Origin of the sequence: Haloferax sulfurifontis ATCC BAA-897 (assembly GCF_000337835.1) — an archaeon.
Taxonomy (GTDB): Archaea; Halobacteriota; Halobacteria; order Halobacteriales; family Haloferacaceae; genus Haloferax; species Haloferax denitrificans.
The window spans coordinates 1-22,507 of record NZ_AOLM01000023.1; the positions used below are offsets into that span (position 1 = coordinate 1).

Sequence of the window (22,507 nt, forward strand, 5' to 3'; positions counted from 1 at the left end):
AGCGACGAAGACGCCGCCGAACTGGTCGAGACGGCCCGCTCGCTCGCCGCCCCGGTCGGGTCCGGCGCGACCGAACCGCTCGATTCGGGCGACGGTACGGACTCCTCGGAAGCCGTCGGCGCGGTCGAGTAGCGCCGCCGGAACCCGCGGCTGACAAATGATTTTTGTGTTCGTGTCTCCCACCTCGGGTAGATGTCGCCGCGCCAAGACTGGCGGTTGTTCCTCCCCGGACCCGTCCGCGACCTCCCGGCCGACCTCGCGGTCGTCGTCGCGGGGGTCGCGCTCACGCTCGTCGCGACGCTCACGCCCGGACTGGCGGGGACGCCGCTTCGGGTCGTCGTCGGTCTGCCGTTCGTGCTTTTCATCCCCGGCTACGCGCTCATCGCGGCGCTGTTCCCCGAGCGCGGCCCGCCGATAGACGCCCCCGAGGACCACGACCGGATATCGGGTATCGACGGCATCGAGCGGGTGGCGCTGTCGTTCGGGACGAGCATCGCTGTCGTCCCGCTTCTCGGCCTCGTCCTCAACTTCACGCCGTGGGGGATACGGCTCGCCCCCATCCTCGTCGTCGTGAGCGGCTTCACGCTCGTCGCGACGGCGTTCGCGGCGAGCCGGCGGTCGGCGCTCCCCGAAGGCGAGCGACTGGTGGTGCCCTATCAGCGGTGGTTCGCCGCCGCGCGCGACGAGCTGTTCGAGCCGGCGTCGCGGACCGACGCGATGCTGAACGTCGTCCTCGTGGTGAGCGTGGTGCTCGCGACCGCCAGCGTCGGCTACGCGGTGGCGGTGCCGAAAGACGGCGAGTCGTTCACCGAACTGTACCTCCTGACCGAAGACGGGAACGACGAACTCACCGCCGACAACTACCCGGAGGAACTCGTCCGTGGCGAGCCGGCGTCGCTCGTCCTCGGCGTCGGCAATCGAGAACACCGGCCGGTGAACTACACCGTCGTCGCGGTGCTCCAGCGCGTCGAGGTGTCGAACAACTCGACGACCGTCCTGGAGTCCGAGCGGCTCCGGACGTTCACCCCCCGGCTCGAACACAACGAGACGTGGCACGAGCCACACGAGGTCCGCCCGACGATGACGGGCGAGCGCCTGCGACTGACGTACCTCCTCTACGAGGGCGCGCCGCCGGCGTCGCCGACGGTCGACAACGCCTACCGCGAGGTCCACCTCTGGGTGACAGTTCGCGAGAGCTGACGGCCGAACCCGACCGCGGTCGGGCGGCGCGTGGCCGACCAGTCCGCTGACGTTTCTCGGAACCTCCCCGGAATCTGTGAGAACCGTCGCGTAGCTCGTGTAAACCGCTTGTGTTCTAGTTTTATCATCTCTGATAAACCATGAGTAACGCTTAGGGTGTTGCACGCTAAGCTTGCGACAGCGAAGTCACAATGCGAGACTCTGGAAGGACGGTATCCCGCCGCGGCGGCCGAGGTCCGAAGATAGAACGCATCGCGGACCGATACGGACTCGACGGCCTCGGCGACGACCTCGTCGCCGCGTGGCTCGGCGAGGGTCGACCGCGACGGAGCCTCCGCGAACTGGAGGGCGACGTGAACAAGCGACTCATCCGGGCCGCCCTCGACGAGGCCGGCGCGCACGTCCTCGATGGCGAGGCGGAGAACTTCCACCGACTCCTGACGAGCGACGACGTGACCGCGGGAAGCCGCACCGACGCGCGGAACACGCTCCGCGAGCGCGGCGTCGATGTCGAGCAGTTAGAGGCCGACATCATCTCCTACCAGTCGGTGTACAACTACCTCAAGCGACACCGAAACGTCGAGCGCGACGACGACGACGACGGGACGGACGCGACCGAGTCGGGACTCGCGACGATTCGAAAGCTCCGGTCCCGACTTCGCACCGTGACCATCGACGTCATCGACCGACTGGTGAAGGCCGAGGCGGTCTTCATCGGCGCGTACGAGGTCGAAGTCGACATCAGAGTCACCTGCACAGACTGCGACACGCGAATGACCCCGACGGCGCTTCTCTCTTCCGGGCACTGCGACTGCGACCACGACGGAGACGAGTAGCGGTTCGGGCGCTCTCACACATCCACATCCACATCCGACACATGAACGATTCAGAGGCACTTCAGGCGGCGACTGTCCACATACGAAACATCGGCGGCATCGACGAGCGGAGCGTCAGGCTCGACCCCGGCGTCACCGTGCTCACCGGCCGCAACGCGACGAACCGAACGTCCTTCTTGCGCGCGCTCATGGGGGCGTGCGGGAGCGACGCGGTCAGTCTCAAGGGCGACGCCGACGAGGGGATCGTCGAACTCGAACTCGACGGCCGGACGTACACCCGCATCCTCTCGCGCGAGAACGGGACGGTCTCGACCGACGGGACGCCGTACCTCCGAGACACGACGACCGCGGACCGCTTTGCGTTCCTCCTCGGCTCGAACGAGGCGCGGCGGGCGGTCGTCGCGGAGCGCGACCTCCACGACGTCATCATGGCCCCGGTCGACACCGACGCCATCGAGGCCGAAATCGAGCGCCTGCAGAGCCGACGCACGCAGGTCGAGCGCCGACTCGACTCGCTCGACTCGCTCGAAGCCGACCGGCGGTCGTTCGAATCGAAACGCGACGCCCTCGAAGCCGAAATCGAGGAACTCGAAGCCGAGCGCGACGAACTCGACGCAGAAATCGAGGCCGAAGACCGGACGGTCGAGTCCCAACGCGAGAATCAGGCGGCGTTAGACGAGGTGCTGTCCGACCTCCAGTCGGCGCGGTCGGACCTCGAAACCGTCCGCTTCCGCCTGCAGAGCGAGCGCGAGAGCGTCGAATCGCTCCGCGAGGAGCGCGGCGAGCTCCAGTCTGAGCTCGATTCGTTCGACGGCGAGGCCGTCGACCCCGGCGAGGCGAACGACCGCATCGACTCGATTCGGTCGCGCATCGAATCGCTCAACTCGACGATTTCGGAGCTCCAGACCGTCGTCCAGTACACGGAGGACGTGCTCGACGGGAAGACCGACCTCGTCGAGGACTCGCTGGGGGCGGTCGGCGGCGACGGCTCGGTGACCGACCGGCTCGTCTCGTCGGAGACGACCACCTGCTGGACCTGCGGCACCGAGGTCGGCCGCGACCAGATTCGGGAGACGACCGACCGCCTCCGCGAGGTCAGAGACGAGAAACGCGAGGAGCGCGTCGACCTCCGCCGCGAACTCGACGAGCTCGAACGGTCGATGCGGGCCGCCGAACGGGCCGAACGCGACCGCCGGAGCCTCCGCGACAAACTCCGGCGACTCGAAGACGAACTCGACCGCCGCACCGGGCAGATAGCGTCGCTGACCGAGCGCCGCGAGGGGCTCGCCGAGCGGGTCGAAGCGCTCGAAGCCGACGCGTCGGACCTCCGCGGACAGGCCGAAGGGGACCTCATCGAACTCCACAAGGAGCTCAACGAGGCCGAGTTCGCGCTCGACCGGAAGCGCGACGAACTCGCGTCCGTCCACGACGACCTCGACGCGCTCGACGCCCGGTTCGACGAGCGCGAGAAACTCGAAACCGAACGCGCGCAGGTCGAAGAAGAACTCGAAGCCGCGCGGACCCGAATCCGCTCGCTCACGACCGCGGCGGTCGAGGCGTTCAACGAGGAGATGGAGACGGTGCTCGGCCTCCTCGGCTACGACAACATCGAGCGCGTCTGGCTGGAGCGGGTCGAACGCCGGGTCCGCGAGGGCCGTCGCAAGGTCGACAAGACCCAGTTCGAACTCCACATCGTCCGCGCGTCGGACTCCGGCGCGGTGTACGAAGACTCCATCGACCACCTCAGCGAGAGCGAGCGCGAGGTCGTCGGCCTCGTGTTCGCCCTCGCGGGCTATCTCGTCCACGAGGTGTACGAGACCGTCCCGTTCATGCTCCTCGATTCGGTCGAGGCCATCGACGCCGAGCGCATCGCCGCGCTCGTCGACCACTTCGAGCAGTACTCGACGTTCCTCGTCGCGGCGCTCCTCCCGGAGGACGCCCAGGCCCTCGACGCGTCGTACCGGCGCGTCACGTGGGGCACCGACGTGACGCCGACCGCCTGACTGCCCCGGCCTACCCTGACCTGCCCGCGTCACTTCGCGACGACAGTCGCCTTCTCGCGTCTCCGTTTCGTTCGTTCCGGCTGACTCTCGCTCGGCTCCGTCGGACGTTCGGCGTCTCACTCTCCTGTCTGTCGTTTGGACTGTTTCGACTGCCGCCTCGCTCCGACAGCCCGATGCGTCGCCCCAGCGGACGTTTCACAGCCCATCTCAACCACGATAGTCTTGCATTATTTTGGCACTATCAAAGGCACATACCGATAGTACGCAAGAAATATAACAGATTGGGACGACATATCGAACGGACGATATCGGGGGGACGAAGCCATCATCACATCTGACACACAGCTCCGAGACGAGTTCGAACCGACACGGGTCTGGTACGACTGCGAGCGCACCCAGCCCGTCTCTGAAGCGGTCGCCGCGGCCGTGGACAAACACACCCGCCGTGACGCGGACCTGCCGCCGCTCACAGAGCACGTCGACACCGACGCCCTCGACGCCCTATTCGGCCGCGAAGAGCCCGGTGCGCCGCGCGTATCGGGTGCGTCGCTGGAATTCGACTACGCCGACCTCGTCGTCACCGTCGAGTCCGTCGGCCGCATCGAAGTCCGCGACGCGGGTCGGTAACCCGCCGAGTCGCTCGGCACGACATCGGGGCGGGTCGACCGTCGCGGACGGACCACTCGGCCCGCGCCGTACCGACCTGCGAGAATCGGTACCGAAAACCGATTGGGAGGCTCGGTCGAACGGACTGTCTGGACGCTCCATCGACTTAATTGGTTGAGAACGTTCAGACGGTATATTTGCAGTTTATTTGAATTACTGTCCACGATAACGGGGGTCGGACTCCTCTGCGCCCCCGCCGCGACGTACCTTTTTGTCTCGGGGACGCCGACAAGGGGTATGGAACTCGAATTACGCTTCTTTGCGACGTTTCGAGAGGTGGTCGGCCAGAAGTCCATCTCTTGGCGGGTCGACGACGACGCGACGGTCGGCGACGTCCTCCGGTCGCTGGAAGCGGAGTACGACGGCCTCGCCGGGCGACTCATCGAAGACGGCGAGGTCAAACCGCACGTGAACGTGCTGAGAAACGGGCGCGAGGTGGTTCACCTCGACGGGATGGCCACGACGCTCGACGACGGGGACGCCGTGAGCGTCTTCCCGCCGGTCGCGGGGGGCTGACGTGGCGCGCCGACAGCGGGCGTTCCGCGGCATCTCGCCCCGCCTCGCGATTCAGTACCTCGAAGGCCTCGGCGGCGAGGCCGACGGCGACGGCCGCGTGGTCGGTCCCGACTGGACCGTCGACATCGAGACCGAGGAGGTCACGATAACGAGCAGTATCCAACTCACCGAGGTGCAACTGTCGTTCGAGGGCGACGAGGCGACGCTCGACGACCTCGTCGAGCGGTTCGCGCGGAAGGCGATGCGCGCGGGGGGATGACCGTGGGGGCAGACGGCGACCGGCGACCCGGGCGCGAACGACTCAGCGAGCGCCTCGCGCCGGACGGCGACGACGGCGGGCCCCACGGCGGTGCTATCGACGGCACGGCCATCATGCTCGCGGCCGCGAAGGCGAGCGTTCCCGCCAGCAGTCTGCCGCGGTTGCTCGACCGGGCGCAGGCGTATCTCGACGGGCGGGCCGGCGAGTACGCACAGGGGTTCGAGTGCGTCCACGAGGACGACGAGACGGCGGTGTTTCTCGTCCCGCTGGGCCACTGGGACACGAAGGGACTCGACCTCGACTTCTCGCACCGCGAGGTCGACGCCGTCCGCCGGGCGCACGCCGAACACCTCCGGCGCGTCGGCGCGGACGCCGACCGCCGCGACGAGTTCGAGACGGCGCTCGAAATCCGCGAGGTCGCCGTCGTCAGTCGGTAGGGAAAAAGCCGGCAATCCGCCCGACGATAGACGCCTATTTCGGGGGCGACGCCGTGCTACCGACAGATGCCAACCGTTTCCTCCGACCTCCTCGACGGCGTCCGGGCCGCGGGGCCGCTCCAACTCGGCATCGCGCCGTTCGGCCTCGTCGCCGGAGTCGCGGCCGTCGAACAGGGGCTGTCGGTCGCGCACGCCCTCGGCTTCTCCAGTCTCGTCTTCGCCGGCGCGTCGCAACTCGCCATGATAGAACTCCTCGGCGCGGACGCGCCGCTTGCCATCGTCGTCGGCACGGCCGTCGTCATCAACCTCCGGACGATGATGTACTCGGCCTCCATCGCGCCCTACTTCCGCGACCTGACCGCCCGGGCGAAGGCGCTCGCGTCGTACCTCCTGACCGACCAGGCCTACGCGGTCTCTATCGCCCGCTACGGCCGCGACGGCGAGACCGACCGCTTCGCGTACTACGTCGGCGCGGGCGCGTCGCTGTGGCTCGTCTGGCAGGTGACGACCGTCGCCGGCGCGCTCCTCGGCTCCGGCCTCCCGCCGGAGTGGGGCTTCGACTTCGCCGCGCCGCTGGTCTTTCTCGCCCTGCTCGTCCCCACGCTGAAGGACCGCGCGTCCGGCGCGTCGTGTCTGGTCGGCGGCCTCGTCGCCACCGGCGTCGTCGTCGCGGGCGTCCCCTTCCACCTCGACATCATCGTCGCGGCCGTCGTCGGCGTCCTCGGCGGCCTCGGCGTCGAATCCCTCGGAGGCGACGCCTGAATGCCGACCGGCTACGACTCGGCGACCGTCTGGCTCGTCATCGTCCTCGCGGGCGTCCTCACGTTCGCCATCCGCGGCTCGTTTATCTACCTGTTCGGCCGTATCGACGACGTGCCGCCGGCGGTCGAGTCGGCGCTGGAGTACGTCCCCGCGGCCGTGTTCGCGGCGCTCGTCTTCCCCGCGCTCCTCGCGCCCGCCGGCGACCTCGCGGTCTCCGTCGGCAACGAGAAACTCGTCGCCGGCGCGTTGGCCGCGCTCGCCGCGTGGTACACCGAGCGCGTGCTCGCCACCATCCTCGTCGGCATGGGCGCGCTGTGGGTCCTCCGGTTCGTCGTCTGACCGGACGACCCCCACGCCCCCAAGCTATTCGGGTCGGCGGCGACCACGACCGCACGCATGCCCTCCCCGCCCCCGCGTCTCTACTCGCTCCCCCGCGACGAGGGTCGCGCGCTCCTCCCGACCGGGGTCGCCGCCGGCGTCGCCGCGTTCGTCGTCGGTACGCTCGCGGTCGCAGGCTGGCTCGCCCTCGCCACCGACGGCTCGTTTTCCACGCTCGACGCCGCGACCGAGATGACCGGCGGAAAGTCCGTGCCGGTCCCCTTCGTGCCCGTCTGGACGTTCGGCGGCGCGATGGGCCTGCCCGTCCGCCTCGTCGAGACGACCGGCCCCGGCCGCGCGGTCGTCCTCCGGAACCTCGTCGATGGACTCGACGGTCCCGCCGACTCGTGGTACTGGCTGGGCGCGCTCCCGCCCGCCTGCGTCTTCCTCGCCGGCTTCGTCACGGCGCGCCTCACGGCGTGGTCACGACGCCCCGCCGAGGGGTTCGTCACGGGGTCGTCCGTCGCCTTCGGCTTCGCCGCCGGGGTCGCCGTCGCCGCGGTCGTCGCCCGCGTCGGCCTCGGCGACGTTCCCCCGAACGCGGAGGGGTTCGTCCGCGTCGGTTCGACCGGGTTCCATCCGACCGACCTCGACGGCGACTCGGTCGGCCTCCCGCTTTGGGGCGCGTTCTCCGGGCTCGTGTTCGGCGTCGTCTTCGGCGGCCTCGGCGGGGCGACGGCGTCGCTCGTCGATAGACTCGTCTCCGCGGTTCGCAATCGGTCGAAAAAAGCGTGATTCGGATTCGCGCGGGAGCCGACCGCGACCGAACCGGGAGCCGGCTTGGAGGTCGGCTCAGTCGTCGGCGGGTGCCGGCGAGTCGCCGCGGGAGACGCCCGTGCCGGGGCCGATGTCGATGCCGAGTTCGTCGAGGCGCTCGTCGGGGACGACGCCGTCGACCCACTGGCGGCGGGCGTAGTACTCCTCTTTCATCTCGTCGAGTTCGCACAGCTGACCCTCGGACGCGCCCTGCCCCGGAATCGCCTCGTCGCCCTCGACGAAGCGTCCCGGAAGCGAGTCGTCGGCGCCGTCGAAGCCGGCGAGGTTGTTGTAGTACCGCTCTAACGTGTAGATGCGGTCGCCGGTTTCGAGCAGTTCCTCTTCGGTCACGTCGCGGCCGGTCATGCCGTTGTACTGCAGGACGTACTCCTCGATGCCCTCCGCGAACGCGTTGAACTTGCAGATGTCGAACGAGTCCGAGATGGCGTGCATGTCCTGGAACAGCGCCACGAGTTCGCCCTTCCCGCGCCACTCGTGGGGGTCGTGCTTCTCCGGGATGCCGAGAATCTCGGCGGACGGCGTGTAGCCGCGGAGGTGACACGCGCCGCGGTTCGAGGTGGCGTAGCCGATGCCCATGCCCTTCATACAGCGCGGGTCGTACGCCGCGATGGTCTGGCCCTTGACGGCCAGCGAGTTGTCGTAGGCGTCGAAGCGCTCGGCGAGGCCGTTTGCGCCCTCCGCGAGGGCGTCGGCGAGGTCGCCGTCGCGGTTGGCGACCTCGGTGATGAGGTCGATCATGCGTTCGGTGTCGCCCCAGTTGAGCTGTTCACTCAGGTCGTCGAGCTTGCCCTGTTCGGACATCTCCATGGCCATCGCCATCATGTTCCCCATCTCGATGGTGTCGACGCCCATGTCGTTACAGCGGTCGATCATGACGGCGATTTCGTCGCGCTCGGTGTGTCCGGAGTTCGGGCCCAGCGCGTAGGCGGACTCGTACTCGTAGGACTCGCCGCGGACGTTCAGCTCCTCGCCTTTGTGCATCACCGACACCTCGACTTCCTTCTTACAGGCGACCGGGCAGGAGTGACACGTCGGCTCGTCGACGAGGATGTTCTCGCGGACGTTCTCGCCGGAGACGCGCTCGGAGTCGATGTCGACACCCTCGGCGTCTCGCATCGCCGACGTCGAGGTGTACTTCCCGTTTTTCGTCGGGAGGCCGTCGAGCTCCTCGCCCGCGTTCATCAGGACGTTCGTCCCGTACAGCGACAGGCCGCCTTCGTTGGGCGCGGTGACCTCGGACTCGCGGATGAGTTGCATCGCCTGCTGGTAGCCCTGTTTGAACGTGTCGGCGTCGGCGGGCTTCGGCATCCGCGTGCCGGACTTCACGACGACTGCCTTGAGGTTCTTCGACCCCATGACCGCCCCCGTGCCGCCGCGGCCGGACGCGCGGTCGTCCTCGTTGATGATACAGCCGTATCTGACCTCGTTTTCGCCGCCGGGGCCGATGGCCATTATCGAGAGGTTCTTGCCGAGGCTTCCGTCGACCTCGCCTTCGAGCTCCTCGATGGTCTCGTGGACGCCCTTGCCCCAGAGGTGTTCGGCGTCGTGGAGCGTCAGTTCGCCGTCCTCGACGACGGCGTAGCTCGGCCGTTCGGCCTTCCCCGTGAACAACAGGCCGTCGAAGCCGGACCACTTGAGTCGCGCGCCGCTCCAGCCGCCGTGGTGCGAGTCAGTGACGGTCCCCGTGAGCGGGGATTTCGTCACGACCGCGATTCGACCGCTCATCACGGTCTGTGTGCCGGTGAGCGGGCCGGTCATGAACGCGAGGAGGTTGTCCGGTCCCAGCGGGTCCACGTCCGGTCCCTGGTCGAAGACGTACTTCACGCCGAGGCCGCGGGCCCCGATGTACTTTTTTGCGTCCTCGTCGTCGATTCCCTCGTACGCGATGTCGCCTGACGACAGGTCCACCCGAGCGACCTTGTCGTGATAACCACCGAGTTCAGTCATTGTAATCCTCGTTAGTTATATACGGTCGCTGTCGGGTTAGTGATTCCCACCTCGGTGTAACCGCTCGCGGTTACGCCGACGCGAACCGACGCCGGACTGTCTCGGGATTGCGGCAATCCGTGCGACTCATCCCGGTTGCGGACCGGCCGCCAGAAGCGAGACGGCTCCGGTGGCGTCGACGACGACGCTCGCGGGGCCCCGCGGCGGACAGGACCACCACGTTCCCGAGGTTGCCGTGCCGGTTTCGAGGCTCGCCGAAACGGCGTGGCCCCCGGAGGTCGTCACGGGGACGAGTTCGCGGACCTCGCCGGGGTCGAGCGCGAGCACGCGGTCGAACGACTCGCCGCCGCCCGCGGCGTCGACCCGGAGCGAGAGCCGGTGCGGTTCGTCGTCGCGGTTGGCGACCGTGAGCGTCGTGTTCGCCGGGCCACAGCCGGTCGCCCCGCTCGATACGTCGACGTACGTCGTCGGCTGGTCCGGCACCGACCACGTCGTCTCGACGCGTCGGTCGTCGGTCTCGACTTCGACGCGGTAGCTCCCGCTTCGGTACGTCACTGGCACCGACAGCCGCGCTCCCGTGGGGACGCGGTACGCCCGGTCGACGAGCCCCGTATCGCCGAGGTCGATGCGGAGCCGCGCGGTCGTCTCGGGGCCGGAGTTCTCCACGACGACGCCAGCGGGCGCGTACCACCGGGCGGAGCCGTCGCCGACGAGCGGGAGGTCGATTCGCGGTCCGTCGTCCAGGGTCGCCGCCGCGAGCGAACACTCCCCCCGCGCGTCGCACGAGACGGTCCGCCAGAACGCCGCGCCGTCTCGACCGAGGACGACCTCCAGCCCCTCGAACGCCGCGTCGACAACCCATCTCGACCGGGCCCGCAGGCCGGAGTCCGTCTCGACGAGCACCGCCGTCTCTCCGGTCGGCACCGAAACCGACAGTGCGGCGCGCTCACCGGGCAAGAGGTCGCGGTTCTCGAAGAACACGTCGAGGTCCCCGCGGACGCCGACGACGGTCGTGAACACGGGGTTCGGCGTCGGGTTCCAGAGCGCCAGCGACCGCTCTACGCGCGCTTCAGGCGTCGGCGTCGCGGTCGGCTCGTCGGTCCCCTCCTCGGGGGTCGGCGTCTCCGTCTCTCCGTCCGGCGTCCCGCACCCGGCGAGTCCGGCGACGCCGCCCGCGAGAAGCGAGAGGAGCGTGCGGCGCTCCATACCGCACCTACGGGCGCGACGCATATGAACGTCTGTCGCGGCGGCCGCCCCCGCGACCGCGACGTTCCGCCGTCGCGGCTCCGACCTCCAAAACAGCTATTTCGTCGGCGGTCAGTCGTGTTCACGAACAGATGGGACTCGACAGTTTTCTCGGCGCGATTGACACCGCGAGTCGGTCGCTCTCGGTGGTCAATCGCTCGGCGCCCGACCCCGTCCTGCGGATGCTCGAAACCACGTTCGTCGACCAGCCGGTCAGCGTCGACGAACTGTCCGACGACGCCCGCGGCGACGACGTGGTCGTGCTCTCCGAGGGGACGACCGAGGGCCGCGAGGTCGTCGCGACCTCGTCGCTGGAGGACGTGATGAACACCGTCCTCCTCGTGAACTCCGACCTCTACAAGACGGGGCAGACGAAACTCGACGAGTTCGAGCTTCCGTCGGTGCTCACGCGGCTCGACGACGTGCCGTTCTCCCTCCGCGGCTATCCCGAGTCCGACAAGGAGAAACTGCTCCTCGTGGCGATTTCGCGGTACATCGAGCGCCACGCGTGGCGCGCCGGCGACGGCAGGCTCCGGTCGTCGTTCCAGCGGCTCTCCCGAATCAAAGACGAGCGCGGGACGCGGGCGGTTTACCAGAAGGTCGCGTCGACCGACGTGCAGACCCACGTCTACGGGATTCCGGACTGGACGCCGCCGTCGAACTCCGACCTCCTGACCCACGGCGGCTACACGGACGAGTTCTACGACTCGTGGTTCGTCGTCTACACGCCGCCGGAGGGCGGTCCGGGCGAATCGATCGAGTCGGACGGTGGGACCGACGAGGCGGCCCCGGACGACGGGCGGGGTATCGACGGCGCGACGCCGGGCCAGCCCGTCGCCCTCCTCGCCTTGGAGACCGAACCGAAGCGCTGGGAGGGCTACTGGACGTTCCGCCCGTCGCTCGTCGCCGACATCGACCGCTACATCTCGCGGAACATGTGATCGGCGGGACAGGCCGGCGACCGCCGCCAGCCGAACCCAGACGAAGCCGCTTTACGCACCCGTCCGATACGGGTATCCAATGAGTAAGCCGAGCCCCGAGGTCTACGAGCGGGGACGCGGGATGGACGCGCACAACAAGGTGATGCGCGACATCCGTTCGCGGAAGCAGAAGACCTACGACCCCCACGAGCCGACCCGGGTGTGGATAGACGAGGACAACACGCCCGACGGCGTCTACGACTCGCTGACGATTATCCTCAACACCGGCGGCTGTCGGTGGGCGCGCGCCGGCGGCTGTACGATGTGCGGCTACGTCGCCGAGTCAGTCGAGGGCGGAACCGTCGCCCACGAGGCGCTGATGGACCAGATTCAGGTCTGTCTCGACCACGAGACAGAGGAGATGGACGACGGCGAGAAAGCCGGTCTCATCAAGATTTACACCTCCGGCTCGTTCCTCGACGAGCGCGAGGTGCCCGCCGAGACCCGCGACGCCATCGCCGAGACGTTCGCCGACCGCGACCGCATGGTCGTCGAGTCGCTTCCGGATTTCGTCACGCGAGAGAAGCTCGCCGACTTCACCGACCGCGGCCTCGAAACCGACGTGGCAGTCGGCCTCGAAACCGCCACCGACCGCGTCCGCCACGACTGCGTGAACAAGTACTTCGACTTCGCCGACTTCGAGGACGCCTGCGAGGAGGCCGCCGCGGCCGGCGGCGGCGTCAAGGCGTACCTCCTGATGAAGCCGCCGTTCCTCTCGGAGCCCGAGGCGCTCGACGACATGAAGTCCTCCATCCGCCGGTGTGCGGCGGTCGACAACTGCCACACCGTCTCGATGAACCCGACGAACGTCCAGCGCTACACGATGGTCGACGAGCTGTTCTTCAACGGCGGTTATCGCCCGCCGTGGCTCTGGTCGGTCGCCGAGGCGCTCCGCGAGACCGCCGACGTGGACGCCATCGTCGTCTCCGACCCCGTCGGCGGCGGCCAAGAGCGCGGCGCGCACAACTGCGGCGACTGCGACGAACTGGTGTTCAAGGCGGTCAAAGACTTCAACCTCCGACAGGACCCGAGCGTCTTCGAGCAGGTGTCCTGCGACTGCGAGGCGACGTGGGAGTTCGTCCTCGACAACGAGACGAGCTACAACATGCCGCTCGTGAAGTAAGCGCGCCGAGGCGCGCGACTGAGCGTCACCGCCGATGTCGCCTTCGCGCGGGCGCACACTCGCGCTGAACCGAGAACCGGAACCGCGGCGTCGCCCGTCCGCATCTCCGACCGTTCGTCCACTATCTCGCGTTGTTTTCCCGTATTCGACCGCGTTAGGGGGTGCTATCCGAAAGTAACAGGCTCCTAACCGTTGGATAGGATATTCGTATCAAAGAGGGTGTGAGCCGTTGTCATATTCGGTGGTTCGGACGTGTCCATCCGAACCGCCCGCCATCATGACGAAACACACGTACAAGACCGTCTACTACGCGGATGGGTGGTTCGAGATACGCGAAGAGGAGAACGCCGAGGCGTGGATCGCCACGGACGCTCCCTGCGGTCTCGCCCCATAGCACGCGGTACGCGGGCCGAAACCTCGACACTCCAACATCGCTCATCGTGTACGCCGCTACGTTCGCCAACCGGCCCCGTACCGCCCGCCACCGCGGCGGACGGTCTTTTTTATACCCCTATCCCTCGAAGCCCGCCAGCACGCCCCGACCGTCGGTGTTGCCGAGTTGCGGGAGCGACGCCCGCTCGGGGTGCGGCATCAGCACCGCGACGGACTCGCTGTCGCCGAGGACGCCCGCGACGTTCCCGAGCGAGCCGTTGGGGTTCGCCTCGTCGGTGACGTTGCCGTCCTCGTCGCAGTAGCGGAACAGAATCCGGTCGTCGGCTTCGAGTTCCTCGTAGCGTTCGGCGTCGAGTTCGAAGCGACCCTCGCCGTGGGCGATGGGGAGTTCGATGACCTCGCCTTCCTCGTACGCCGCGGTCCAGCGCGTGTCGGCGTTCTCGACGCGGAGGTAGACGTGTTCGCACTGGAAGCGGGCGCTCGCGTTCGTCGTGAACGCGCCGGGGGTGAGCCCGGACTCACAGCCGATCTGTGCGCCGTTGCAGACGCCGAGGACGGGAACGCCATCTTCGGCCGCCTCGCGGACCGATTTCATGATGGGCGAGCGGGCGGCCATCGCGCCGCCGCGCAGGTAGTCGCCGTACGAGAAGCCGCCGGGGAGGACGATGCCCGTCGTCTCCTCGGGCAGGGGGTCTTCGTGCCAGACGCGCTCGGCCTCGAAGCCGAGGTCCGACAGCGCGCGCACGGCGTCGCGGTCGCAGTTCGAGCCGCCGAACTGCACGACTGCGATCATCTCAGGCCTCGGCGACCGCGACCTCGTAGTCGTGGATGGTCGGGTTCGCCAGCAAGCGTTCTGCCATCTCGTCGGCGCGGGCCTCGGCCTCGTCGGCGTCGGCCGCGTCGAGGTCCACCTCGTAGCGTTCGGTGAAGCGTAGCGCGTCGAGTTCGAAGCCGAGTCGTTCCAGCGCGCGCTTCGTCGTCTCCGCCTCCGGGTCGAGTACGCCGCGCTTGAGGCGCACCGTCACCGTCGCGGTGTAAGTGGTCATCAGGTGGCGATGCGCGGTCATGTGCAAAAACGGTTTTGGGTCGTGTTTGATATACACAGATGTGCGTATCGGTGCGCCGGTCGGCGACGAAGCCGCCGGAGACCGCGCCACATCGCCGTCGTCGGAGCCTCTGACGGGCGAGTCTCCGCGTCAGTCCCCCGGCTCGAATTCATATTCTTTGTTATACATACTATACAAATTATTTCGCTCAATTTTTAATATAATAATTACATACATGGTATATGATAATCATTTTTATACCATGAGTGATACGCAGTCTCACGCATGGCAATCGAATTCGCACAGAGTCCGCTCCTGACGTTCGTCGTCGGACTCGCGTTGGTCGTGTTGCTACTGGTCGTGTTAGACCTCCCGGCGTTCGTCGGGTTGGCAATCGCCGCGTTCGCGGTCGGCCTCGTCAACGCGGCGTTCGTCCCCGACTTCGCCCTCGCTGACGCGGCGACACGGACGGCGAGCGCCTTCGGCGACGGGATGGCCGGTATCGGGATTCCCATCCTGATGGCCGCCATCATCGGGAAGTCGATGCTCGAAAGCGGCTCCGCCCAGCGAATCGTTCGTTCCTTCCAGTCGCTCGTCGGGAAGGGTAACAGCGACATCGCGCTGTGGGGGAGCAGTACGGTGCTCGCCATCCCCGTGTTCTTCGACAGCGTGTTCTACCTCATGGCCCCCCTCGCGCGGTCGATGCGCGCCCGAATGGGCGACAACTACGCGCTGTACCTCGTCGTCGTCGGGGCCGGCGCGGCGACGGCCCACGTGTTCGTCCCGCCGACGCCCGGCCCGCTTGCGGTCGCCAGCGAAGTCGGGGCGGACATCGGCACCACGATGCTCATCGGCGTCACCGTCGCCGTCCCGTCGGCCACCATGGGCGGCCTCGTCTACGGCCGCTGGATTAACCGCCACGTCGACATCCCCCTCCGCGACGCGATGGGGACGACCACGGAGGAACTGCAGGAGCGCGCCCAGCGCGACGTGTCGTCCCTGCCGAGTTTCCTCGAAGCCACCGCGCCCATCGTCATCGCCGTCGCGCTCGTCGGGTCGCTCACCGTCGTCAACGCCCTCGAAGGCGTGACGGTGGCCGAACCGCTCCGGCCGTTCGTCGCGTTCGTCGTCGACAACCGTCCGTTCGTCGCGTTCATCGGCGACAAGAACGTCGCGCTCACGGTCGCCGCGCTCGCCGCGGCCTACACGTACTACCGCTGGTCCGACCTCTCGCGGTCCGACTGGGAGGACGAACTCACCGAGGCGCTCAAAAGCGGCGGCAACATCGCGGCCATCACCGCGATGGGCGGCGCGTTCGGCGCGCTCCTCGCGGCCTCGGGAATCGGCTCCTACCTCGCCAACGGCCTCGAAGGCTTCGGCATCCCGCTTCTCGTGACCGCGTGGCTCATCGCCGCCATCGTCCGCATCGCGCAGGGCTCCGCGACCGCGGCGATGCTCACGGCCGCCGGCATCATGGCCCCGCTCACCGGCCAGCTTCCGGTCCACACCGCGTATCTGGTGATGGTCATCGGCGCGGGCGGCAACATCTGCTCGTGGTACAACGACTCCGGCTTCTGGCTCGTCAAGGAAATCGGCGGGCTCACGCAGATGGAGACGCTGAAGACGTGGACCGCGCTGACGACGATTATCTCCGTGACTGGTCTCGTCGTCGTCCTCATCGTCTCGTCGATACTGCCGCTGGCGTAGGCGATTTCACCGTCACGTCGGCTTTTCCTTTTGACGGTGATTCACGGTCGTTCCCGAGGGATTCGCTTGCGGAGAACGACAGCGGTTTACCGTTCGCCGACGCAGGACGGGTATGTTCAGCTTCGAACAGCTGGAGGTGACGGTATGACTCGCGAACTCACCGAAATCACGGTCATCGGAGGAGACAAGACCGGACTCATCGCGAACGTGACCACCCTGCTGTTCGAGCGCGGAATCAACGTCGAGGACTTAGACCAGGCGGTCCGCGAGGGAATCTTCCGGATGACCCTCCACGCCGACACCGCGGAGATGACCTGCTCGCGCGACGAGCTTCGGGCGGCGCTGTCCGACCTCGGCGACGACCTCGGCGTCGACGTGCAGGTCCGGTTCCCCTCGGACCGCGAGACCCGCGAAATCGCCGTCCTCGTCACGAAGGAGTCCCACTGCCTCGAAGCGCTGTTCGAGGCGTGGGCCAACGACGACCTCGGCGCGGACATCTCGGTCGTCATCGGCAACCACGACACGCTCGAACCGCTGGCGAGCCACTACGACGTCCCCTTCCACGACATCGGCGACCAGAAGGGAACCGCCAACGAAGAGCGCCTCATCGACCTCCTCGAACAGTACGACGTGGACCTCATCGTCCTCGCGCGCTACATGCGCATCCTCGGCCCGAACGTCGTCTTCCGCTACGAGGACCGCATCATCAACATCCACCCGTCGTTGCTCCCGGCGTTCCCCGGCGCGGCCGCCTACCGGCAGGCGAAAGAGGAGGGCGTCCGCATCGCCGGCGTCACCGCCCACTACGTGACGACCGACCTCGACCAGGGGCCAATCATCGCCCAGCGCGCCTTCGACGTGCCGGACGACGCCTCGATCGACGAGATAAAAGAGCGCGGCCAGCCGCTCGAGGCCGACGCGCTCCTCGAAGCCGTGAAGCTCCACCTCAACAACGACGTGTCGGTCCACCGCGGCCGCACCAGCCTCCGCGAGAGCGCCGACCCCGAGCGCTACCAGCTCGGTCTCACCCGCGAGGCACAAGCGTCGAACCCCGACCGCCCGGTCGACGGTATCATCGACGCCCTCGGCGAGCGCGAGGCGCTCGCGCCCGAACTGTCCGAGGACTGAGGCGACGACGAACGGGGCGACCCCCACCAGACCTATTTTACCGGCGACGCGATTCGGAGTCGTGCCCGTCTCCCGCCGCTATCGCGTCGCGCTCGGCTGTTACGCGCTGTGGCTCGTGGCGACCGTCCTCCTCGTCGCGCACGAACTCGGAGTTATCCCACTCCTTCCCGGCGTCGAACCGGGCGTCGTGACCGGCGCGGCGGTGTTTTTCGCGCTCGGCGTCGTCCAACTCCTGCGCCGCGGCCGGCGGTTCCTCGTCGGTGACGACGCGTCGTGAGAACTCGAAAAAGCGGATTCGCTCGTTTCGACCGACTACAGGTCCCGAACGCGAGCCACGGCGTCCTCGATGGCCGGCGCGTCGAACCAGTCGTGGTCGACGTAGGCGTTGGTGCCGGCGCAGTAGAGGTCCGAAAGCGCCTCGACGATGTCGGCGGGCAGGTGCTCGGGTTCGACCGCGCAGTTCTCGCGCCAGTTCGGCTCGCCCGACTCGATGGCCTCGGTCTTCGCGTCTTTCACGGCCGCGACCCACTCGGGCTGGACGCGCTTGTAGTACTGCCGGACGACCTCCTTCGAGACCTGCTGGCCGCCGTAGGAAAACCGGTTTTCGTCGAACGTGCCGACCACGTCGCCGACCTTGACGGTGCCGTCGTGGTAGAGACACTCGATTTTGCCGTCCTCGTGGTCGAAGCCGGCCTTCTCGGCGCGCTCTGTCAGCACGTGGTTCACGGCGAGCGCCAGCTCTTCGAGGCGGTCGAGGTCGACTTTTCCGGCGATGTCGTCGGCTTCCTCCCGGGAGAGATAGCGGTCCTGTTCTTCGTACTTCGTGGAGAACTCCACGACCGGCTCGGGGAGGGAGACGGCCTCGTCGGGCCACTCGTCGGCGTCGAGGCCGTAGTCGGCGGGCTCGCCGCGCCGCCGGAGGCTCGACCCCACGGGAACGGTGTTGCGGAAGACGATTTCCAGCGGGATGAGGTAGTTGTCGCCGGCGGCCTCGTGGTAGGCGTCGTAGTCGTACGCGCCGTCGACGTGCGGGAGGTCGGGCACCTGCGTGAGTTCGATGGCCATCTCCGTCGGCGGCGACTCGCACTCGCCGAGCTCTTTGACCTCGCCGTCTTCGACGACGCCGAGGTAGTGGGTCGGGACGTGGTTCACGTCGAGCAGTTCGAAGTTGTACGCGCCCATGAGACAGAGGCTCGCGCCCTTGTTCGGGACGTGGTCGGGCATCTCGCCCCAGTCGAACACGGAGTAGCGGTCCGAGAAGACGAAGCGGCCCCGCCCGAGGTCGGTCGCCGTCGGCTCCTCCTCGACGCGGAAGTCCTTCACGCTGGTCATGGTCGTCCTCTGGACTCATCCCACTAAGAAGCTTCCACTTCCGTGCGTATCTCACTCCGTGTCGAGACGAATCTATGCACGAATGCGCCCACCGAGCGAATCGTATCGCTTTTTCGCGGCTGTCCCGTCCGTTTGGCTATGGACGCTGCCCTCGAATCAGACGCCGCGTGGGTCGCCCGGCGACTCCGCGAGGCCGACACCGCCGTCGCCTTCACCGGCGCGGGGATGAGCACCGCCTCGGGCATCCCCGACTTCCGCGGCGACGACGGCATCTGGGAGACCGAGTTCGACCCGGCGTCGTTCCACCGCGACCGCTTCGTCAACGACCCCGGCGGCTTCTGGCGCGACCGCGTCCGCCTCCAAGAGCGCATGTTCCCCGACGGCGTCGAGCCGAACCTCGGCCACGAGGCGCTTTCGGCCCTCGAATCGCGGGGCGTCCTCGACGCGGTCGTGACGCAGAACACCGACGGCCTCCACCGCGAGGCCGGCTCGGAGCGCGTCGTCGAACTCCACGGCAACGCCGCGGAGGTCGTCTGCGAGGACTGCGGCGCGCGAACCGACGCAGACCCCGCGTTCGAGACGGTCCGCGCGGGCGACGCGCCGCCGCGGTGCGAGGACTGCGGCGGCCTGCTCAAACCCGGCGTCGTCCTGTTCGGCGAACGCCTCCCGCGGGTCGCCTACAGCGAGGCGAACCGCCTCGCCGGCGACGCCGACGTGTTCCTGTCGCTCGGGTCGTCGCTGACGGTCCACCCCGCGGCGGGTCTCGCCGGCCGGGCCGCCGAGGGCGGCTCGCTCGTCGTCGTCAACTTCGACGCGACGCAGTACGACGACCGCGCCGACCGCGTCGTTCGCGGCGACCTCGCGGCGTTCCTCCCCGAAGTCGAAAAACGAGTCTGAGCGCGACCGCGTGACTGCGCGACCGCACGACCGTTCGACCGCGCGACCGCCCCGTCAGGGGTCGGACGGCTCGGCTTGCGGTCGTCACGTCCGCGTCGGTGTCCGCGGACATCAGACCCCTATCTCACGTCGCTCGCGGAAATAATCATTTATTTACTGTCACGAACTGCCGGTCGCACTCACCAATCAATTGATACCGGTTCCCAGTCATGTCTGTGCATGACTCGGTCACCCTCGCCGGGGACGTCGGCGGGGACGGCACCGTCCGTTCTCTTCGTCGCCCCCGACCGCACCCGGGCGGACGCCGTCGCGGCCGCGCTCGACCGCCACGACGTGTCCGTCACCGTCGAATTCGACCTCGGGACGGCCCTCGGGCACGTCGCCGACCGGACGGTCGACTGCCTCTTGATTCCCGGACAGTTCGGCCAACACACCGCCGCCGACGTGGTCGCGCTGGTCCGCGACCGCCACCCCGAGGTCCCGGTCGTCCTCCTCGGCCCCGGCGGGGCGGACGGGGGCGACGAGGGTGACGATAGCGACGAGGGCGACGACGACCTGCTCGCGGCCGACCCCGCCGTCTATCGCTTCTCCGACGACATCGAATCTATCTCGTACGACCGCCTCGCCGACCGCATCCGGGCGGCGGTCGCCCGCTACCGTAGCTCGCAGGCCCAGCGCACCGAACGCGACATCGTCACCCGGCTCGAACGCCGCATTCAGCGCACCGAGCGGAAGATTACGTCGCTCCACGGCGTCGCCATGCGGCTCGCGTCGGCCGCCGACGCCGACGACATCTACGCGGAGACCGTCGAGGCCGCAGAGCGCATCCTGAACCTCGACATCTGTTTCGTCTTCGAGGCCGAGGCGGACCGGTTCGTCCCGAAGGCGCAGTCGTCGACGCCGACGGCCCGCGCCCTCCGGCCGGTTCCGAAAGACGCCGGCGCGATGGGCGAGACGTTCCGCACCGGCGAGTCCCACCGCGCGGTCGACATGGAACTCCACGCGTTCGGCCGCCCCGAGTTCGGCGACTACCGCTCCGGCCTCAGCGTCGCCATCGGTTCGTTCGGCGTCTTTCAGGCGGTCTCAGAGCAGACCGGCGCGTTCGACGAAATCGACCTCGAACTCGCGGAGCTCCTCGTCGCCCACACGAACGCGGCCCTCCAGCGGCTCAGCTTCGAGCGCCGGCTTCGGGTCGAACGCGACCAGTACGCCGCCCTGTTCGAGAACAGCGCCGACTGCATCATCGACTCGGAGTTCGTCGACGGCGAGTCCGTCATCCGCGCGGTGAACCCGGCGTTCGAGGCCACGTTCGGCTACGACGAATCCGAGGTCGTCGGCCGCGCCATCGACGACGTGGTCGCGCCGGACGACCGTCTCGACGAGGCCGCGAAGCTCACCGAGATGGTCCGCGCCGGCGACTTCGTCCAGACGGAGGTGCGCAGACGGACCGCCAACGGCGAGCGGGACTTCCTCCTCCGGTCGGTCCCGGTCGGCGAGAACACGATATACGCGGTGTACACGGACATCACGGCGCGCCGGGACATCGAACGCGAGATGGAAGCCCAGAACCGCCGGCTCGACGAGTTCACGAGCGTCGTCTCCCACGACCTGCGCAACCCGCTTTCGGTCGCCACGGGCCACCTCGACCTCGCCCGCGAGAACGTCGATAACGACCATCTTGAGGCGGTGGCGCGGGCGCACGACCGGATGAACGCGCTGACGGAGGAACTGCTCGTCCTCGCGCGGCAGGGCACCGACGCGTTCGCCACGACGACCGTGTCCCTCGCCGAGACCGCAGAGCGGTGCTGGGAGAACGTCGAGACCGAGGGCGCGACGCTCGTCGTCGCGTCCGACCGGACTATCGTCGCCGACGCGGGCCGGCTCCACCAACTGTTCGAGAACCTGATGCGGAACTCCGCCGAACACGGTTCTACAGGCAACCAGACCGGGTCCGACAACACCGTCGAGCACGGCTCGACGGGCCGCCGGGATGCTCCCGACAACGCCGTCGAGCACGGCTCGCCGGAAGCGTCCGAACCGACCGACGGCGGCGACGACACGGGCGGCCCCCTCACCGTCACCGTCGGCGCGCTCGACGGCGGGTTCTACGTCGAAGACGACGGCGTGGGCGTCCCGCCCGAGCTCCGGTCGCGCATCTTCGACACCGGCTTTTCGACCGGCACCGCCGGCATCGGCTTCGGGCTGACAATCGTCTCGAACGTCGCCGACGCCCACGGCTGGACGGTCTCGGTCGGGGAGAGCGACGCGGGCGGCGCTCGCTTCGAGTTCACCGGCGTCGAGTCCGAGCCCTGAGCGCCGGGTCGGCGAGTCGGTAAGCGGGGCGGCGAGTCGGTGGGGGCCCGCTCAGGCGAACTCCTCGTGGAGGTACGCGCCGAGATAGCCGCCGAGCGCGCCGAGGCCGACGGTGTAGACGAGGAGCACGGCGAGGAAGAACAGCGCGACGACGGCGATGCCGAGGACGCCGAGGCCGAACCCGCGCGGGCCGACGCCGATAGCGAAGACGCTGAAGAAACCGAGGACGACGACGCCGAGGACGACGCCGACGAGGCTCACGAACAGCCCCGAGACGGCTCCGGACTTCACGCCGAGTTCGCGGTCGCTCCCGGTGAGATAGCCGGCGACCGCGCCGCCCAGAACGGTCGACCCCGGAAGCGGCGAGAGGACGACGCTGGCGACCGCGCCGACGAGCGCCGAAAACAGCAGGCTTTCGCGGTCGTCGCGGAGAGCGGACTCGGTTTCCGAAGACGGGGTGTGTTCCATGCCCGACACAACACGGCCGGACGGCCTAACGCTTTCTCCGCCGCGGCGTCCCGCGGTCGGAGTTCCGGTACCGCCCCGTTTTTACGACCGTGGC

At 68.1% G+C, this 22,507-nt stretch carries 23 protein-coding genes; 17 read left to right on the top strand and 6 right to left on the bottom strand.

What is annotated here, in order from left to right; genetic code table 11:
- Positions 1-192: 192 nt before the first annotated feature.
- From C441_RS13565 to C441_RS13610, 10 genes are all read left to right on the top strand, one after another.
- Positions 193-1,200: a DUF1616 domain-containing protein gene (locus tag C441_RS13565; RefSeq protein WP_007275584.1), complete on the top strand. Its 1,008-nt coding sequence runs from the start codon at positions 193-195 to the stop codon at positions 1,198-1,200.
- Between the two features lie 191 nt (positions 1,201-1,391).
- Complete coding sequence (gene rdfA / locus C441_RS13570) at positions 1,392-2,036, top strand: rod-determining factor RdfA (RefSeq protein WP_007275585.1); 645 nt, start codon at positions 1,392-1,394, stop codon at positions 2,034-2,036.
- A gap of 41 nt (positions 2,037-2,077) precedes the next feature.
- A complete protein-coding gene (locus tag C441_RS13575; RefSeq protein WP_007275586.1) occupies positions 2,078-4,039 on the top strand; it encodes an archaea-specific SMC-related protein in 1,962 nt (653 codons plus the stop codon).
- A 327-nt stretch (positions 4,040-4,366) separates the two neighbouring features.
- Positions 4,367-4,666 (top strand): HalOD1 output domain-containing protein, encoded by a 300-nt coding sequence (locus tag C441_RS13580; RefSeq protein ID WP_161618823.1) that lies wholly within the window; start codon positions 4,367-4,369, stop codon positions 4,664-4,666.
- Positions 4,667-4,942: 276 nt separating this feature from the next.
- Positions 4,943-5,221: a ubiquitin-like modifier protein SAMP3 gene (gene samp3 / locus C441_RS13585; protein WP_004969175.1), complete on the top strand. Its 279-nt coding sequence runs from the start codon at positions 4,943-4,945 to the stop codon at positions 5,219-5,221.
- Between the two features lies 1 nt (position 5,222).
- A complete protein-coding gene (locus C441_RS13590; protein ID WP_007275588.1) occupies positions 5,223-5,480 on the top strand; it encodes a hypothetical protein in 258 nt (85 codons plus the stop codon).
- Positions 5,477-5,917 carry a hypothetical protein gene (locus C441_RS13595; RefSeq protein WP_007275589.1) on the top strand — a complete coding sequence of 147 codons (441 nt, stop codon included), beginning with the start codon at positions 5,477-5,479 and terminating at the stop codon, positions 5,915-5,917. The genes C441_RS13590 and C441_RS13595 overlap by 4 nt, the downstream gene beginning before the upstream one ends.
- A 66-nt stretch (positions 5,918-5,983) precedes the next feature.
- Complete coding sequence (locus tag C441_RS13600) at positions 5,984-6,679, top strand: AzlC family ABC transporter permease (RefSeq protein ID WP_007275590.1); 696 nt, start codon at positions 5,984-5,986, stop codon at positions 6,677-6,679.
- Complete coding sequence (locus tag C441_RS13605) at positions 6,680-7,018, top strand: AzlD domain-containing protein (RefSeq protein ID WP_007275591.1); 339 nt, start codon at positions 6,680-6,682, stop codon at positions 7,016-7,018.
- Positions 7,019-7,075: 57 nt separating this feature from the next.
- Positions 7,076-7,792, top strand: a complete 717-nt coding sequence (locus C441_RS13610) for a hypothetical protein (RefSeq protein WP_007275592.1) — start codon at positions 7,076-7,078, stop codon at positions 7,790-7,792.
- 57 nt (positions 7,793-7,849) lie between these two features.
- Here C441_RS13610 and C441_RS13615 read toward each other — a convergent pair whose 3' ends face one another.
- Together C441_RS13615 and C441_RS13620 are read right to left on the bottom strand one after the other, a co-directional pair.
- Positions 7,850-9,781: an aldehyde ferredoxin oxidoreductase family protein gene (locus tag C441_RS13615; RefSeq protein ID WP_007275593.1), complete on the bottom strand. Its 1,932-nt coding sequence runs from the start codon at positions 9,779-9,781 to the stop codon at positions 7,850-7,852.
- Positions 9,782-9,907: 126 nt separating this feature from the next.
- Complete coding sequence (locus C441_RS13620; RefSeq protein WP_007275594.1) at positions 9,908-10,987, bottom strand: hypothetical protein; 1,080 nt, start codon at positions 10,985-10,987, stop codon at positions 9,908-9,910.
- Positions 10,988-11,118: 131 nt separating this feature from the next.
- Here C441_RS13620 and C441_RS13625 point away from each other — a divergent pair, with 131 nt between their 5' ends.
- Together C441_RS13625 and C441_RS13630 are read left to right on the top strand one after the other, a co-directional pair.
- Entirely contained in the window at positions 11,119-11,967 is an 849-nt protein-coding gene (locus C441_RS13625; RefSeq protein WP_007275595.1) for a DICT sensory domain-containing protein, read from the top strand.
- A 79-nt stretch (positions 11,968-12,046) separates the two neighbouring features.
- The gene (locus C441_RS13630; protein ID WP_007275596.1) at positions 12,047-13,129 is read left to right on the top strand and encodes an archaeosine biosynthesis radical SAM protein RaSEA; all 1,083 of its coding nucleotides are present in this window, start codon (positions 12,047-12,049) and stop codon (positions 13,127-13,129) included.
- A 511-nt stretch (positions 13,130-13,640) separates the two neighbouring features.
- On the opposite strand, the gene purQ is transcribed toward C441_RS13630, so the two are convergent.
- Together purQ and purS are read right to left on the bottom strand one after the other, a co-directional pair.
- Positions 13,641-14,315 (bottom strand): phosphoribosylformylglycinamidine synthase I, encoded by a 675-nt coding sequence (purQ, locus tag C441_RS13635; RefSeq protein ID WP_007275597.1) that lies wholly within the window; start codon positions 14,313-14,315, stop codon positions 13,641-13,643.
- Position 14,316: 1 nt separating this feature from the next.
- Positions 14,317-14,568 (bottom strand): phosphoribosylformylglycinamidine synthase subunit PurS, encoded by a 252-nt coding sequence (purS, locus tag C441_RS13640; protein WP_004969187.1) that lies wholly within the window; start codon positions 14,566-14,568, stop codon positions 14,317-14,319.
- Between the two features lie 285 nt (positions 14,569-14,853).
- Here purS and C441_RS13645 point away from each other — a divergent pair, with 285 nt between their 5' ends.
- The 3 genes from C441_RS13645 to C441_RS13655 all read left to right on the top strand — a co-directional run bounded on the left by C441_RS13645 (position 14,854) and on the right by C441_RS13655 (position 17,680).
- Positions 14,854-16,275 carry a GntP family permease gene (locus C441_RS13645; protein WP_007275598.1) on the top strand — a complete coding sequence of 474 codons (1,422 nt, stop codon included), beginning with the start codon at positions 14,854-14,856 and terminating at the stop codon, positions 16,273-16,275.
- A 144-nt stretch (positions 16,276-16,419) separates the two neighbouring features.
- On the top strand, positions 16,420-17,403 hold the full coding sequence (locus tag C441_RS13650; RefSeq protein WP_007275599.1) for a formyltetrahydrofolate deformylase: 984 nt from the start codon (positions 16,420-16,422) through the stop codon (positions 17,401-17,403).
- 61 nt (positions 17,404-17,464) lie between these two features.
- The gene (locus tag C441_RS13655) at positions 17,465-17,680 is read left to right on the top strand and encodes a hypothetical protein (protein ID WP_007275600.1); all 216 of its coding nucleotides are present in this window, start codon (positions 17,465-17,467) and stop codon (positions 17,678-17,680) included.
- 35 nt (positions 17,681-17,715) lie between these two features.
- On the opposite strand, the gene C441_RS13660 is transcribed toward C441_RS13655, so the two are convergent.
- Entirely contained in the window at positions 17,716-18,735 is a 1,020-nt protein-coding gene (locus C441_RS13660) for a phosphoribosylaminoimidazolesuccinocarboxamide synthase (RefSeq protein ID WP_007275601.1), read from the bottom strand.
- Positions 18,736-18,873: 138 nt separating this feature from the next.
- Between C441_RS13660 and C441_RS13665 the strand changes: the two genes are divergently transcribed.
- Both C441_RS13665 and C441_RS13670 read left to right on the top strand, forming a co-directional pair.
- Positions 18,874-19,632 carry an SIR2 family NAD-dependent protein deacylase gene (locus C441_RS13665; protein WP_007275602.1) on the top strand — a complete coding sequence of 253 codons (759 nt, stop codon included), beginning with the start codon at positions 18,874-18,876 and terminating at the stop codon, positions 19,630-19,632.
- Between the two features lie 219 nt (positions 19,633-19,851).
- Positions 19,852-21,945: an ATP-binding protein gene (locus C441_RS13670; RefSeq protein WP_007275603.1), complete on the top strand. Its 2,094-nt coding sequence runs from the start codon at positions 19,852-19,854 to the stop codon at positions 21,943-21,945.
- Positions 21,946-21,996: 51 nt separating this feature from the next.
- On the opposite strand, the gene C441_RS13675 is transcribed toward C441_RS13670, so the two are convergent.
- Positions 21,997-22,413 (bottom strand): DUF5518 domain-containing protein, encoded by a 417-nt coding sequence (locus C441_RS13675; protein ID WP_007275604.1) that lies wholly within the window; start codon positions 22,411-22,413, stop codon positions 21,997-21,999.
- Positions 22,414-22,507 lie beyond the last annotated feature (94 nt).